This is a genomic window from Pseudomonas sp. 22189, from assembly GCF_052045635.1.
Classification (GTDB): Bacteria; Pseudomonadota; Gammaproteobacteria; order Pseudomonadales; family Pseudomonadaceae; genus Aquipseudomonas; species Aquipseudomonas parakoreensis.
Window position 1 is genome coordinate 1 of record NZ_JBQEPG010000027.1, and the last position, 14,394, is coordinate 14,394.

The following is a 14,394-nucleotide window of genomic DNA, read 5'->3' on the forward strand; positions in this document are numbered from 1 at the left end:
TTGATCTTGCTGTTAAAAGCCAAATCAAAAGATCGCAGCCTGCGGCAGCTCCTACAGGGCTTTGGGTCAGAGCCGGCGCTTGCGGTTGAGGCTCGGGATGGTGGTTGGCGGGATGAACACTTGCTGCGCCTCGGGTGTGGTGCTCAGCGCCAGCGCCGCCAGCGTCGGCTGGCTGAACAGCGCCCGGGCGTCGGTGTGCAGGCCGCTCTGGCGCATGCGCGCCACCAGACTCACCGCCAGCAACGAGTGCCCGCCCAGTTCGAAGAAGTTGTCGTGCCGTCCGACCTGCTCAACACCCAGCATCTCGCCCCAGATCCGCGCCAGCGCGGTTTCGACTTCACCCTCGGGCGCCACGTAAGGCCGGTTGATGACGGCATCGCCCCCCGGCTCCGGCAGGGCCTTGCGGTCGATCTTGTCGTTTGGCGTCAGTGGCAAGGCGTCGAGCAGCACAAACGCGCCAGGCACCATGTACTCGGGCAAACGCTCCAGCACATGGCCGCGCAAGGTTTCCAACGATGGCGCGTCGATGCCGGCGCGCACGGTGTACCAGGCCACCAGACGCTCATCACGCACCATCACCACAGCCTCGCGAATCGCCGGATGCTCGATCAACTGTGCCTCGATTTCTCCCGGCTCCAGACGCAAACCACGCAGCTTGATCTGGAAGTCGTTGCGACCAAGGAATTCCAGCTCGCCGTGATTGTTGTAGCGCGCCAGATCGCCCGTTCGATACAGCCGATCACCCGGCACAAACGGGCTGTCGATAAAACGCTCGGCCTGCATCTCCGGCAGCCCGTGATAACCCCGCGCCACGCCGACGCCGCCGATGTGCAACTCACCGCTGACGCCTTGCGGCACCGGTTGACCGTAGGCATCGAGCACGTACAACCGGGTGTTGCTCAAGGCTGTACCGATTGGCACCACGCTGTCCGGCACCGGCATGTCCGGCTCCAGCGTCCACCCGGTGCTGTCCACCGTGGTTTCGGTCGGGCCATAAACGTTGTGCAAACGCACCCACGGCAGGCGATCGCGCACTTGGCGGGCCAGCGCCGCGCTGAGTTCACCACCGCCGTTGAGCACATCGGTCAGGCTGGTGCATTGCTCGACACCGTCCTGCTCGATGAACTGCTGCAGTAACGCAGGAACGAATTTGACTACGGTGACCTGCTGCTCGCGAATGGTCTGCACCACATACGCCGAATCGCGGTTGCCATCCGGTCGCGCCAGTACCAGGCGCATCCCGGAACACAGCGGCCAGAAGATCTCCCACACCGAACTGTCGAAGCTGAACGGCGCTTTTTGCAGCAGCGCGCCGTGTTCGGTTGGCGGACTGAGCTGCGAGCCCCAATGCACCATGTTGCAGGCGCTGCGATGCTCGATCATCACGCCTTTCGGCAACCCGGTGGAGCCCGAGGTGTAGATCATGTAGGCGAGGTTCGAAGCACTCAGGCCCGGCACCTGCAGATTGTCTGACGGCTGCGGCTCCCAACTGCCGTGATCCAGATTGATCATCGTCACACCCGGCTCACCCAGCAATTGCCGTGTGGGGCCATGCACCAACAGTGCGACAGGCGCGCTGTCCTGCAACATGTAGTTCAGGCGCTCCAGCGGATAGTCCGGATCCAGCGGTACATAAGCGCCGCCAGCCTTGAGAATCCCCAGCAGACCGACCACCAGATCCAGCCCGCGTTCGACGCAGATCGCTACGCGCGAGTCCGGTTGCACGCCGAGTTCACGCAGGTGATAGGCCAGACGGTTGGCGCGATCATTGAGTTGCTCATAGGTCAGGCTTTGCTCGCCGGCCTGTGCGGCGATTGCATACGGTTTGCGCCGCACCTGCGCTTCGAACAACGCGTGCAGTGGCTGGTCCAGCGGACAATCGACCTCAGTGGCATTGAACGTGATCAGCACGCGTTGCAGCTCTTCGGCTTGCAGGATCGGCAAGCGGTTCAACGGCTGCTGCGGTGTCTGTTCCAGGGCCTGCAGCAAACCGTGCAACGCGGTTTGCATATAGCCGCAAATCCGTTGCGCGCCAATCTGCGCCACGGCCCTGCCGGTGAGGCGCAAGCCGTCGCCGTAATCATCCACGCTCATGGTCAGCGGATAGTTGGTGCGCTCTTCGTTGGCCAGGGTGTCGATGCCTTGCCAGGCTTGCCGCGACGGCTCCAGCAGTTCGGTTTCGTCACTGTGCCGGTAGTTGAGCAGCGCGCTGAACAACGGCGATGGCGAAGCGACGCCACTGCAGCGCTGGGCCAGTGCCAGCGACGCGTGCTCATGCCCGAGCAGCGCGGTCAGTCGCGCGTGGGTGGCGCGCACGGCGTCGAGCACCCCGGCATCGACATCGATGCGCAACGGCAAGCTGTTGATGAACACGCCCAAAGCGCGGTCAGCGCCCTCGCCGCCTTGCATACGCCCCATCAGCACCGTGCCGAACACCACCCGCTGCTGGCCGGATGTCGCCGCCAGCACCCGTGCCCACGCCAGATGAATCAGACTCGCCACGCTGACTCCGGCCTGTCGCGCCTGGGTGCGCAAACGCTGATAGACGTCAGCCGGCAGCACCTGCTGCGCTTCGTCGATGCCGCGCCCGTCGCCCTGCACTTCCTGCAAGCCGAATGGCAGGGTCGGCTCGTCGATGTCCGCCAGTTGCTCACGGAAAAACGCCTCGTGTTCCTGCTCGCTGACGCCCAGCCGCGTCTGCGCCACGTAATTGCGATACGGCACCGGCGGCGCCAATTCGACAGCTTGCCCGGACAGGCTGGCCTGCATCTCGCCGCGCATCACTTCGAGGGCGATGTGATCCATGGCCAGATGATGGAACAGCAAAATCCCCACCACCCGATCCAGCGCCGGATCACGGGCATACACCAGGCGCATCAGCGGCGCCTGGCTGACGTCGAGGCGATAACGTCGGGCGTTGAAGCGCTGGTGTAACTGATCGATGATCGGGCCATTGGCGGGGTTCAGTTCGACCTCCTGCAACGGCAGAATTGCCGCGCGCCACACCACTTGCACCGGGCTGGTCAGGCCTTCCCAGAGCACCGAAGTGCGCAGAATGTCGTGGCGCGCCATGACCTCGCGCAGCGCCGCAGCGAAGGTCTCGACGCGCTCAAGACTGTCGAACGCCAGTTGCGACTGCAGCAGGTACGGATCGCCCTGCGCGGCAGTGATGTGGTGGTAGAGAATCCCCTCCTGCAACGGTGCCAGCGGGTAGATGTCCTGCACATTGGCGGCGCCACCCGGAACGCTGGCGACGATCCGCTCGATGTCCATCTGCTGCAGTTGTACCAGCGGCAACATCGCCGGCGTGATGTGCGTGCAATCGGCGGCGATGCGGTTGGCCGGCACTTCGATTTCCCGACCGCTGCCGACCGAAGCGGCCAGTGCAGCGAGCGTCGGCTGGCTGAACAGCACGCGCACGTCGCTGCTCAGATCGAGCTGACGCATGCGTTCGATCAGCATCACCGCCAGCAACGAGTGCCCGCCCAGTTCGAAGAAGTGATCGTGACGCCCGACCCGCTCCACTTGCAGGACTTCGGCCCAGATCTGCGCCAGGGCGATTTCGACCTCGCCTTGCGGTGCCTCGTATTCGCGGCGGATCAAATCTCCTGCCTCGGGCGCGGGCAGCGCCTTGCGATCAACCTTGCCGTTGGCGGTCAGCGGCAGCGCCGGCAGACGCACGTAGGCGTTCGGCAGCATGGCGCTGCTCAGGCGGGTTTTCAGGTGTGCGTGCAGTTCATTGATGTTCAACGGCGCCCGCTCGGTGAACCACGCCAACAATTGTCCGTCGCGCACCAGCACCACCGCTTCGCGCACCGCTGGATGGCTGGTGAGTGCGCTCTCGATTTCCCCCGGTTCGATGCGCACGCCACGGATTTTCACCTGATCGTCATTGCGCCCCAGGTATTCCAGATTGCCATCGGCGCGCCAGCGTGCGAGATCGCCAGTGCGATACATGCGCGCCCCCGGTTCAGCGCTGAACGGATCACGCAGGAAGCGCTCGGCGCTCAGGTCGGCGCGGTTCAAATAACCGCGAGCCACGCCGGCCCCGCCGATGTACAACTCGCCGCTCACGCCCAGCGGCACCGGTTGCTGCTGTTCATCCAGCAGATACACCGTGGCATTGCTCACCGGTTTGCCGATGTGCAGCGACTGCCCGGCGTCGATGCGACCCGAGGTCGCCACCACGGTGGCTTCGGTCGGCCCGTAGTTGTTGATCACTTCGAAGGATTGTTGACGCGGGAACTGGCGCAGGCGATCGCCACCGATCAGCAGCGTGCGCAACGTCGGGTGAGCGAGTTGGCGGCTGAACGCGTATTCGGCGATGGGGGTCGGCAAAAAGCTCACCTCCAGCGGCTGCGCACACCACCAGTCGAGCAGCGCATCGATGTCTTCGCCACCCTCGCTGACCGGCGCCAGGTGCAGGGTCGCGCCCACGCACAGCGCCGGCCAGACTTCCCAGGCCATCGCGTCGAAACCGAAGCCGGCCAGGCTCGAGGTATGGCTGCCGGCGCGCAGGTCGAACACGTCAGCGTGCCAATCGACCAGATTGCACAGGGTGCGGTGCTCGACCATCACCCCCTTGGGCAGGCCGGTTGAACCAGAGGTGTAAATCACATAAGCGAGGTTGGCCGGGGTCAGCCCCGGCACCTTCGGCGCGCCGACATGTTCGGCGGGCCAGGTCGGCTGATCCAGCTCGATCACCGGCACCGACAGCGCCGGCAAATGCCCGCGCAGCGCACGCTGGGTCAGCACAGCGATGGGCGCGCTGTCCTCCAGCAGATAGCTCAGGCGCTCGGCCGGATGCGCCGGATCCAGCGGTACATAAGCGGCGCCAGCCTTGAGAATCGCCAACAGCCCGACCAGTGTGTCGAGCCCGCGCCGGGCGATGATCGCTACCCGGTCATCCGGGCGCACACCGAGGTCGAGCAGATGATGAGCGAGCGCATTGGCGCGTTGATTGAGTTCGGCATAGCTCAGGCATTGCCCTTGAGCAGTCGCCGCCAGTGCCTGCGGCCGCAGCATCGCCTGCGCTTCGATACGCTGCGCAAGGGGGTTCGGCGCCGGGTAGTCCACCCGCGTGGCATTCCACTGTTGCAGCAGCGCGGTTTCCTCGGGCGTGCTCAGGTCGAAATCCGCCACCGCCAGGTTCACCGCCTCCAGCCCCTGCTCCAGAATCAACAACCAGCGTTCCGCCAGAGCCTTGACTTGATCGGCGCTGAAATACGCCTCGCTGTAGATCAGGTACAGGCGCGCATCATCATTGGCAAGGTTGCTCAGCAGGTGCACCGCCAGCGGTGTGGCCTCCTCGACGTTCGAGGCCTTGATGATCCGCCCCGATGCCTCGCCGTAGCGATAATCGTGGGTGCCCTGTTCGTAGGAAACCGTGACCTCGAACAGCTGCGAGCGCTCTTCGCGCAGCAAACCCAGGGCGCGGTTCATTTCACTCACGGGGAAGCGCTGATGGCGGAAATCCTTGCGCAGCTCATCACGGATCGCGCACACCAGTTCAGCGAAGGTAGATTCGCGACCAAAACCCATGCGCACCGCGCTGACCTGGGCGAACAGCCCGAGGGTGGATTTGAAGCGCGCACCCGAGCGGTTGAGAATCGGCAACCCCACCACCCATTCGTCACGCTGCGTGCTGCGACTGAAGTAAACATGCAGCGCCGCCAGCAACACATGGAACGCCGAGGCACCGTACGCCCGGGCCACCTGCTTCATGCGCTCGTGCAGCAGCGTCGGCAAGGGCTGCGTGTAGACCTGCGTCTGCGCGGCGGGGCCGGTCTGGCGCTGCGGGTGCCGCGGCAGCAACAGCGGTTCGGGCATCTGTCGGTACTTGTCCAGCCAGTAGGCGCGATCCTGCGCATAACGCGGCGACGCTTGGTAGCGCGCATTATCTTCGATGAAGTCGATGTACGACGGCGCCGCGACTGGTGCCGGTTGGCCGTGCGCCAGCGCGTTATAGATCTCGTCCAGCGACTTGAACATTTCGCCAAAGCTCCAGCCATCGAAGATCAAGTGATGAGCCTGCACGGCTAACCAATGTCGCTGGTCATCGAGGTGGATCAACTGAAAGCGGAACAGGCAGCCGCCGTCCAGCACGAAGGGTTGATCGATGCGCGCCTGAACCAATCGCCGCGCCGCCGATTCAGGCTCGCCGTGCGTCGACACATCGTGGATCGGCATCGGCACCGCGACTGACCGGGCAAACTGCTGCAGCGGCAAGCCTGTTGCACCGGCGCCGGGCAACAGCACCGTGCGCATTGCGTCATGCCGGGCCACCAGCGCTTCCAGTGCGGCCTGCATCCGGGCCGGCTCCAGCGGGCCACTGAGGTCCATGTAGCCGCCGACGTTGTACAGCGGCGAATCACCGCGACTCAGCTGATCCAGCCAGATATCCAGCTGCGCAGCGGTCAGCGGATAAGTCTGGAGCGATGCGGACGGCGTGGCCACCGCAGGGGCGGAAATAGGCGGCATAAGATCCTTCTCAGGTGATTTTGCGCCTATTCAAGCATCGGCCCCGAGGCCGACATGACACCTGAAACCCGGACAACCTCGTCCCCCGCGCCGGCCAGTCCGCGCTTGAACAGCCTTATTGGGTGGGAACACACTAAAAGTTCGGAGAGGAAATACTGAAATTCTTGTAGGAAAAATGCCACACGCTGACGCCGCCATCGACCAGCGCAGTCAGCATATGAAAAGGTAACTGCCCCGGTTTTCAAGCCTTTGCCGTGACCGAACAGTCACGCAAAGCGCGACCGCTGTACCAGGCACCGTCAGAAGGCCGGCGCCAACTTTCAGAAATGATGGCACTTTGTGTCCCTGTTTTCCCCTACAGACGTAGGACAAATCCATAGGCTTAAATCCCGCCCCAGATCAGTTTCAAGGAGAGACGATTGCGTGGGCGGCTTTTGCATCAACAGCGGACGACTCGGTGATGACTCGGAACCAGGGATGACAAGGATATGAATCTGACCGGCAGCATTCGCAACATGGAAAACCCGCACTTCTACTGGCAACTGGGGGAACTGATTGCCAGCACCGGCGATGATCATTTCGCCAATAACCTGTTCCAGTTGGTCGACACCCTGGTGCCGGTCAATCGCGTCGATCTCAGCGAGTGGACGCTGGACGAACGCCAGGCCAGCGTGGTCGAGATCAAGGCGCTGGGCAGCGCTGGCCTGCCGCAGACCTTTCCGCCGCCAGACCCGTTGACGAGTCCGGACGATCATCCGCTATTGCAGAAGATGATCGAGATGAATGATTCCCTGCTGATTCAACTCAAAGCCTCACTCCAGCCCCGCCATCCGCAGCACAGCGTGCACCAGTGCAATCTGGTGTCGCGCACCTCCAACCGCCGTTGTGTCATCTCGTTCTACCGACCGCATACGCAACGGGTGTTTTCCCTGCCGGAGCTGTCGTTTCTCAAAAGCCTGTCCGACACCCTGTTGCCGCTGATTGAACGGCACGCGCAACTCAGTCGACAGATCGTCGCCAAACAACCGCGCCTGCCCCTGGCCGATCTGGAGCAGGCGCCGTTGCAGCAGGTGTTCGACGAGCGCCTGGCGCTGGGCGCCATTGTCCTCTCGGCCCGGGAAAAGGAAGTCTGCCTCGGGCTGCTGACCGGCGGCACTGTGCCGCAACTGGCCGAGCAGCTGCGGGTCAAGAGCAGTTCGGTCGAGACCTACCTCAAGCGTGCCACCGCCAAACTGGGCGTCAGCGGACGGCATGGCCTGGCGCGCTGGATGGCGGGGGCGTAACGGCGAAGTCAGGCTTCAACGGTGTTCGCGAGGGTGTGTGGAGACTGAGTCCCCGGCACGTATTTTTTCTGCATGAGAGCGTTCGATGTTGCGCATGTCCCTGCTGTCCCTCGCCGTCCTGTTGGCCGGTTGTTCGTTGATTCCCGAGTACCAGCGTCCGGCCTCACCGAGCGCGGCGCAGTACCCGCAAGGCGCGATTTACCCGACACAGACAACCGCCGCAGCGCGCACTGAAGACTGGCGCACGCTGTTCAACGACCCGGCGCTGCAACAGCTGATTGAAAGCGCACTGCTGAACAATCGCGACCTGCGCGTGGCGGCGCTGAACGTCGAGGCGTTCCAGGCGCAGTACCGGATCCAGCGCGCCGATCTGCTGCCGGCAGTGTCGGCCAATGCCAGCGAGTCGCGCCAACGCCTGCCGCCCAGCGTGACCCGCAGCAAAGCCATGATCAATTCGACCTATGCGGCGAATCTCGGCGTCAGTGCCTATGAGCTGGATTTTTTCGGCCGGGTGCGCAGCCTCAGCGAGCAGGCGCTGCAAACCTGGCTGGCGACCGAGCAGGCGCGGCGCAGTGCCGAGCTGAGTCTGGTGGCCAACGTCGCCAATGCCTACCTGACCTGGCGCGCCGATCAGGAGTTGCTCGAACTGACGCGCCAGACCCTCGCCGCCGATGAACAGAGCCTGCGCCTGACCACGCGCAACCGTGACGCCGGCAAGTCTTCGGCGCTGGAACAGGCGCAGGCCAAGACCAGCGTCGACAGTTCGCGAGCCAATCTGGCGCGCTACAAACGCCAGGTGGCGCAGGATCTCAACAGCCTGACGCTGTTGGTCGGCGCGCCCGTCCCCGAGCAACTGCCGGCGCAACCACTGGCCAGCGATCTGATCCGGCAACTGCCGGCCGGGTTGCCGTCGGATCTGCTGCAACGGCGCCCGGACATTCTCCAGGCCGAGTACCAACTGAAGGCGGCCAACGCCAATATCGGCGCGGCGCGCGCGGCGTTTTTCCCCAGTGTCAGCCTGACCGCCAGTGCCGGCACCTCCAGCCGCGATCTGTCCGGGCTGTTCAGCGCCGGCTCCGGCGCCTGGACGTTCCAGCCGCAAATCAACCTGCCGATTTTCAACGCCGGCAGCCTGCGCGCGAGCCTGGATTATTCGAAGTTGCAGAAAGACGTCGCAGTCGCCGAGTACGAGAAATCGATTCAGACCGCATTTCAGGAAGTCGCCAATGGCCTGGCGGCGCGCAGCACTTATCAGCAGCAATTGCAGGCGCAACGCGATCTGGTGCAGGCCACTCAGGACTACTACAACCTGGCGCAGCATCGGTATCAGAATGGCGTCGACAGCAGCCTGACGTTTCTCGATGCGCAGCGTTCGCTGTTCAGTTCACAGCAGGGGCTGATCACCGATCGGCTCGCGCAACTGGTCGCCGAGGTCAACCTGTACACCGCGCTGGGCGGCGGCTGGCGGGCCGATGAGGCGAATTTTCATTAGCCCCCCGTCACTTTTTCTTACACCTTTTGTCGCCCGATCCTGCGCCACGCAGCGATCCGTGGCCGGCGTCTGCCGTCAGTTTGGTATCATGCGCCGCTTTTACGGTTAACCCCCCGCCAGTCCTGCCGACTGACGGGCTGCAAAAGGCGGTATTAGATGACGGCTTTGTTGACTCGCCGCAAGGTGCTTGCGGGAATGGGCGTGCTGGGCCTGGGCCTGCTCGCCGGCTGCGACACCCGTGGCCAACTGTCGTACAAGTACGGCAAGGACCTGAGCGACAAGATCCTCGGGCGCACCTTCAAGCTGAAGAACACCGACGGCGAAACCATGACGCTGTCGAGCTTCCGCGGCATGATGCCGATGATCTTCTTCGGCTTCACCCAATGCCCGGCAGTGTGCCCGACCACCCTCGCCCGCGCCGCGCAAATCAAGAAACTGATGGGCAAGGACGGCGACCGTCTGCAGGTGATCTTCATCACCCTCGACCCGGAACGCGACACCCCGCAGATCCTCGACAGCTACGTCAAAGCCTTCGACCCGAGCTTCGTCGCGCTGTACGGCACCGTCGAGGAAACCAAGGCCACGGCCAAGGAATTCGACGTGTTCTACGAGAAGGTCCCGGCGGGCGATACCTACACGATCTCCCACACGTCCACCAGTTACGTCTACGACTCGCGCGGCCAATTGCGTCTGGGTCTGTCTGTATCGCTTTCGGCACAAGAGTGCACGGAAGATTTGCTCACCGTTATGGAGGTCTGCTGATGCACCCCGTTTTGAACAACATCAAACGCGCCGTTCTCGCTGTGTCCCTGCTGGGCCTGGCGTTTCAGGCCAGCGCTCAGACCAAGGTCGACGACGCCTGGGTGCGTGCGACCGTGCCGACCCAATCGGCCAGCGGCGCGTTCATGACCGTCACCGCCGACAGCCACAGCAAACTGCTGAGCGTGGCCTCGCCAGTGGCCAAAGATGTACAGATCCACGAAATGACCATGAAGAACGACGTGATGAGCATGGGCCCGGTCAAATCGGTCGACCTGCCGGCCGGCAAAGCGGTCAGCTTCGACCCGAACGGCTACCACGTGATGCTGATGGGCCTGACCGCTCAGCTCAAGGAAGGCGAAAGCGTGCCGCTGACCCTGACCGTGGAAAACGCCAAGGGCGAGAAACAGACCGTCGAAGTCAAAGCCGAAGTCCGTGCGCTGACGCACATGGAAGGACACGATCACAGCAAGATGCATTGATCTGACTGCGCGGAAATAAAAAGGGGCGGCCTGATTGATGATCAGGTCGCCCCTTTTTATTGCGCAAGTCAGCCGCGTTTGCGAGCCAGTGCGTTGCGCACACTTTCTCTCGACATCCCCGAGCGCGGTGCCGCCGCAGTTTTCTCCACGGGCGCCGCAGCCAACTGCTGCTTGCGCTTCAACACCTGACTCCAGCGATAACCGAGATAACCGGCCGCCGCAAAGAACCCCAGCCAACCAGTGATCAGGTTGACCACTGTCCACAGCCCAAGGGTGATCAGTACGGTTTTCCAGGTGAACAGCTTCAGGCTGGCGCCGACAACATCCTCAGGCATCCACCAGCCGCTCACGCAAAAACTCGATGAAACGCTGGGTCTTGGCCGGCAACAAGCGGGTTTCCGTCAGTGCGTATACCGCAATTGAACTGGACTGCCACTTTGGCAACACCCGGCATAACGCGCCGCTGGCCAGATCTTCGGCGGCAATGCCTTCGGCCAACACGGCGATTCCCTGATCAAGCATGGCCAGGCGCCTGAGCATGCCGACACTGTTGAGCTGAAAGCGTCCGGCGATTTCGACTTCAATCGTCTCTCCGGCCGTAGACAGGATCCAGTTGTCCGGCCTTGGCGTGCGCAAACGCAAGCACTCGTGCTTCACCAGATCACTCGGTTGCCGCGGCGTACCAAAACGCTGCAGATACCCCGGTGATGCATACAACCCGCGTCGCAACGTGGTGAGCTTGCGGGCGATCAGATTGGACGTCGCCGGCTCACCCATGCGGATCACGACATCCACCGGCTCGCTGACCAGATCCACCTGGCGTGGCGTAAGGTCGAAATCGAAGCTGATGCCCGGGTAATTCCCGGCAAATTCGGCGATCAGCGGTGCCAGATAAACGTTAGCGAAATCCACCGGCATCGACACGCGCAACAGTCCACTGGGCTGCGCCAGCATTTCACCCAGTTGCTCGTGCGCCAGGCGCGCCTCCTCGACGATCCGCTTGCAGCGGTCAAAGTACAGCTGCCCGGCTTCAGTCAGTTCAAGCTTGCGCGTGGTGCGATGTAGCAAACGCAGGCCAATGGCCTTTTCAAGGCCGCTGATGCGCCGCGATAAAGTCGAATTGGGCATGCCCAGTGCCTCGGCCGCGCGACGAAAGCTGCGCACCTTCACTACCTCCACAAACAGCGCCATATCGTTCAAAAGCTCCACGGGAATTGCTCCATGAGTGGAATAGTCATTTCATCTTTAGCGGATTTATCCCGAAAACGGATTGATCAATGATAGCCACATCAATTACCGAGGAGCAGCAAAATGAGTTCGCTATTCACGCCCGTCCAGATGGGTCGCGTTGTACTTGAGAACCGTCTGGTGATGGCACCGATGACTCGATCCCGTGCAGATGACGACGGTGTACCCAGTGATCTGGTCGCCACTTATTACACGCAGCGCGCCGGCGCCGGCCTGATCATCAGTGAAGGCGTGTATCCCCAGGGGACGGGTAAAGGCTATGTGCGTACTCCCGGGATCGAGACCGACGAACAGGTCAGCGCCTGGAAACAAGTCACCGACGCGGTGCATGCTCAAGGCGGCCGAATTTTCATGCAATTGATGCACAGCGGACGAATCTCCCATCCGTCGCTGCAACCCCGCGGCGCCCTGCCCCTGGCACCGTCGGCGATCAAACCGGCTGGTCAGACCTGGACCTCGAATGGCCTGCAAGACTTCGTCACGCCGCATGCACTGAGCGTGGTCGAAATTGCCGCAGTGGTTGAAGGCTACCGTCAGGCAGCTCGCCGGGCGATTGAGGCCGGTTTCGATGGTGTTGAAGTGCATGGGGCCTCCGGGTATCTGCCAGAGCAGTTTCTCTCCTCTGGCAGCAACCAGCGCAGCGATGAATATGGCGGCTCGGTGGAAAACCGCGCGCGGTTCCTCCTCGAAGTGCTGGCGGCAGTTGCCACGGAAATTGGCAGTGATCGCGTGGGCTTGAAAATCTCCCCCGAGATGAATTTCAACGACATCATCGATGCCGACCCACAAGCAACGTACACCTATCTGGTCGAGCACCTGCACAGTCTCGACCTTGCTTATCTGCACGTCGCCTTGTTTGGCGCCAAGACCGACTATCACGCGTTGCTGCGGCCACTCTTCGACGGTCGCTACCTGATCGGTGGAGGACTCGATCAAGCCGCCGCCCAGGCGTTGATCGAAAACGCACAAGCGGATGCTGTGGTGTTCGGCAGTGCGTTCCTTGCCAACCCGGATCTGCCCGAGCGTCTGCGTCTCGGTGCCGAACTCAATGCACCGGACAAAGACACGTTCTACACCCCGGGCGCCAAGGGCTATATCGACTATCCGACATTGAGCCAAGTGTAAGGAGTCTGCCATGTCCGCCCGCGCCTCCTTGAAGTCCATGCGTCACGGCAGCCATTTCCGTGCCTTTTCTCTGCACGGCGGGCAGCCGGATGTCAGCATCGACCCGTTTCTTGCCGTAGACCATGCGTGGATCAGCGGGCCGACGTTTGCGCCCCACCCACACGCGGGGTTCAGCGCGGTGTCGTATCTGTTTGCCGACTCGCAAACCGCAATCGACAACCGTGATTCGCTGGGCAACCGCAACTTGATTCGACCGGGCGGCCTGCACTGGACAGCCGCCGGCAAAGGCATCGTTCACGAAGAGGTCCCGAACGAAAGCGGCAAGACCGTACACATGCTGCAAATTTTCATCAATTTGCCGCTCGCATTTCAGGAGGCTGCGCCTTTTGCCCTCAGTCTTGCCCCTGAAGACGTGCCGGTCTTGCGTTTGCCGGGGGCCGAAATCCGGGTGCCACTGGGTGCCTTTCTCGACACCCGCTCGCCGCTGGATCTGCCGACCGACGTAAGCCTGCTCGATATCAGCATCAAGCCGAGGCACGAAGTGCGGATTCCCGTTGCCAGCGGCGAGTCGGCGTTCGTCATGCCAATCGACGGCGACATCTGGATCGACGACCAGCGTTTCACCATCGACAACGCGCAGGTACCCGTGAGCCTGGCCATCGGCGAAGCGCACAGCATCACCCTGCGGGCTACAGATGCGCCCGCCCACGCCGTGGTGTTTCGTGGTGTGCCATTGCATCAACCGGTGTATTGGCAGGGGCCGCTGGCACTTGCCTCGTCAGACGCGCTGAGCCGGGCGGTTGCGGCCTATCAGCGCGGTGAGTTCGGAACTCTGCAACCCCGTTGAACCGTTCCATCGACCGGGGCGCCGTGCCCCGTAACATCTGCCAGGAGAGATACCATGAGTTACGAGAAATTCAGTGCCAATAATGCTGCCCTGCTGTTGATCGACCATCAGGTGGGCACCATGGGCTGGGTGAAATCCATCCCGTTCGAAGAACTCAAACGCAATGCCCTGATGCTCGCCAGAACCGCAAGCATTCTCAAACTGCCGGTGGTGCTGACGTCGAGTATGGAGGAATACGCTCAGGGTCCATTGCTCAGCGAACTTGAGACGATCCTGCCTGCCGAGTTCGCCGCACGAGTCAAACGCTTGGGCATCGTCAACGCCATGGATGATGAAAACTTTGCCGGCGCCGTCAAGGCGACCGGACGCAAGAAGCTGATTATTGCCGGGGTCACCAACGACGTCTGCACGGTATACCCGGCGTTGAGTCTGGTGCGCGACGGTTATGAAGTGCAGGTGGTTGCCGATGGCGGCGGATCGCCGAGCGTCATGGCCGACGATATCGCCTTGCGCCGCATGGACAAAGGGGGGGTGACCCTGACCACGACCAATCAGTTGATCGCCGAACTGGCCGGCAGTTGGGCAACCCCTGAGGGTGGCCAACTGGTGCAGGTGTTGATGGAAGCCTTGCAGTCCTGATCACTCAACTCCGGCAGCCGCCGCTCGGCGGCTGTTTTT

At 62.5% G+C, this 14,394-nt stretch carries 10 protein-coding genes; 7 read left to right on the forward strand and 3 right to left on the reverse strand.

Annotated elements, in window-relative coordinates; genetic code table 11:
* Positions 1-66 precede the first annotated feature (66 nt).
* A complete protein-coding gene (locus ACTJKS_RS23120) occupies positions 67-6,480 on the reverse strand; it encodes a non-ribosomal peptide synthetase (RefSeq protein WP_262948577.1) in 6,414 nt (2,137 codons plus the stop codon).
* Positions 6,481-6,968: 488 nt separating this feature from the next.
* Here ACTJKS_RS23120 and ACTJKS_RS23125 point away from each other — a divergent pair, with 488 nt between their 5' ends.
* From ACTJKS_RS23125 to ACTJKS_RS23140, 4 genes are all read left to right on the forward strand, one after another.
* Complete coding sequence (locus tag ACTJKS_RS23125) at positions 6,969-7,763, forward strand: helix-turn-helix transcriptional regulator (RefSeq protein WP_041067206.1); 795 nt, start codon at positions 6,969-6,971, stop codon at positions 7,761-7,763.
* A gap of 85 nt (positions 7,764-7,848) precedes the next feature.
* Positions 7,849-9,255 carry an efflux transporter outer membrane subunit gene (locus ACTJKS_RS23130; RefSeq protein WP_108182936.1) on the forward strand — a complete coding sequence of 469 codons (1,407 nt, stop codon included), beginning with the start codon at positions 7,849-7,851 and terminating at the stop codon, positions 9,253-9,255.
* Positions 9,256-9,411: 156 nt separating this feature from the next.
* Positions 9,412-10,017: an SCO family protein gene (locus tag ACTJKS_RS23135; RefSeq protein ID WP_041067212.1), complete on the forward strand. Its 606-nt coding sequence runs from the start codon at positions 9,412-9,414 to the stop codon at positions 10,015-10,017.
* Positions 10,017-10,496: a copper chaperone PCu(A)C gene (locus tag ACTJKS_RS23140; protein WP_108182937.1), complete on the forward strand. Its 480-nt coding sequence runs from the start codon at positions 10,017-10,019 to the stop codon at positions 10,494-10,496. Before ACTJKS_RS23135 ends, ACTJKS_RS23140 begins: the two co-directional genes overlap by 1 nt.
* Before the next feature lie 68 nt (positions 10,497-10,564).
* On the opposite strand, the gene ACTJKS_RS23145 is transcribed toward ACTJKS_RS23140, so the two are convergent.
* Positions 10,565-10,831 (reverse strand): hypothetical protein, encoded by a 267-nt coding sequence (locus ACTJKS_RS23145; protein WP_236170297.1) that lies wholly within the window; start codon positions 10,829-10,831, stop codon positions 10,565-10,567.
* Positions 10,824-11,705, reverse strand: coding sequence for a LysR family transcriptional regulator (locus tag ACTJKS_RS23150; RefSeq protein WP_041067218.1), 882 nt, complete (start codon positions 11,703-11,705; stop codon positions 10,824-10,826). Before ACTJKS_RS23150 ends, ACTJKS_RS23145 begins: the two co-directional genes overlap by 8 nt.
* Before the next feature lie 102 nt (positions 11,706-11,807).
* On the opposite strand from ACTJKS_RS23150, the gene ACTJKS_RS23155 reads away from it, so the two are divergent.
* From ACTJKS_RS23155 to ACTJKS_RS23165, 3 genes are read left to right on the forward strand one after another with little or no spacing between them, the layout of a single operon-like run.
* Entirely contained in the window at positions 11,808-12,869 is a 1,062-nt protein-coding gene (locus ACTJKS_RS23155; RefSeq protein ID WP_086792781.1) for an alkene reductase, read from the forward strand.
* Positions 12,870-12,879: 10 nt separating this feature from the next.
* Complete coding sequence (locus ACTJKS_RS23160) at positions 12,880-13,716, forward strand: pirin family protein (protein ID WP_047293736.1); 837 nt, start codon at positions 12,880-12,882, stop codon at positions 13,714-13,716.
* A gap of 54 nt (positions 13,717-13,770) precedes the next feature.
* A complete protein-coding gene (locus ACTJKS_RS23165; RefSeq protein ID WP_041067227.1) occupies positions 13,771-14,355 on the forward strand; it encodes an isochorismatase family protein in 585 nt (194 codons plus the stop codon).
* Positions 14,356-14,394: the final 39 nt, after the last annotated feature.

Excerpts from the sequence above, each read along its gene's own strand:
- ACTJKS_RS23140 (WP_108182937.1), top strand. The coding sequence starts at position 10,017 with ATGCACCCCGTTTTGAACAACATCAAACGCGCCGTTCTCGCTGTGTCC.
- ACTJKS_RS23160 (WP_047293736.1), top strand. The coding sequence starts at position 12,880 with ATGTCCGCCCGCGCCTCCTTGAAGTCCATGCGTCACGGCAGCCATTTC.
- ACTJKS_RS23125 (WP_041067206.1), top strand. The coding sequence starts at position 6,969 with ATGAATCTGACCGGCAGCATTCGCAACATGGAAAACCCGCACTTCTAC.
- ACTJKS_RS23120 (WP_262948577.1), bottom strand. The coding sequence starts at position 6,480 with ATGCCGCCTATTTCCGCCCCTGCGGTGGCCACGCCGTCCGCATCGCTC.
- ACTJKS_RS23165 (WP_041067227.1), top strand. The coding sequence starts at position 13,771 with ATGAGTTACGAGAAATTCAGTGCCAATAATGCTGCCCTGCTGTTGATC.
- ACTJKS_RS23135 (WP_041067212.1), top strand. The coding sequence starts at position 9,412 with ATGACGGCTTTGTTGACTCGCCGCAAGGTGCTTGCGGGAATGGGCGTG.
- ACTJKS_RS23145 (WP_236170297.1), bottom strand. The coding sequence starts at position 10,831 with ATGCCTGAGGATGTTGTCGGCGCCAGCCTGAAGCTGTTCACCTGGAAA.
- ACTJKS_RS23130 (WP_108182936.1), top strand. The coding sequence starts at position 7,849 with ATGTTGCGCATGTCCCTGCTGTCCCTCGCCGTCCTGTTGGCCGGTTGT.
- ACTJKS_RS23155 (WP_086792781.1), top strand. The coding sequence starts at position 11,808 with ATGAGTTCGCTATTCACGCCCGTCCAGATGGGTCGCGTTGTACTTGAG.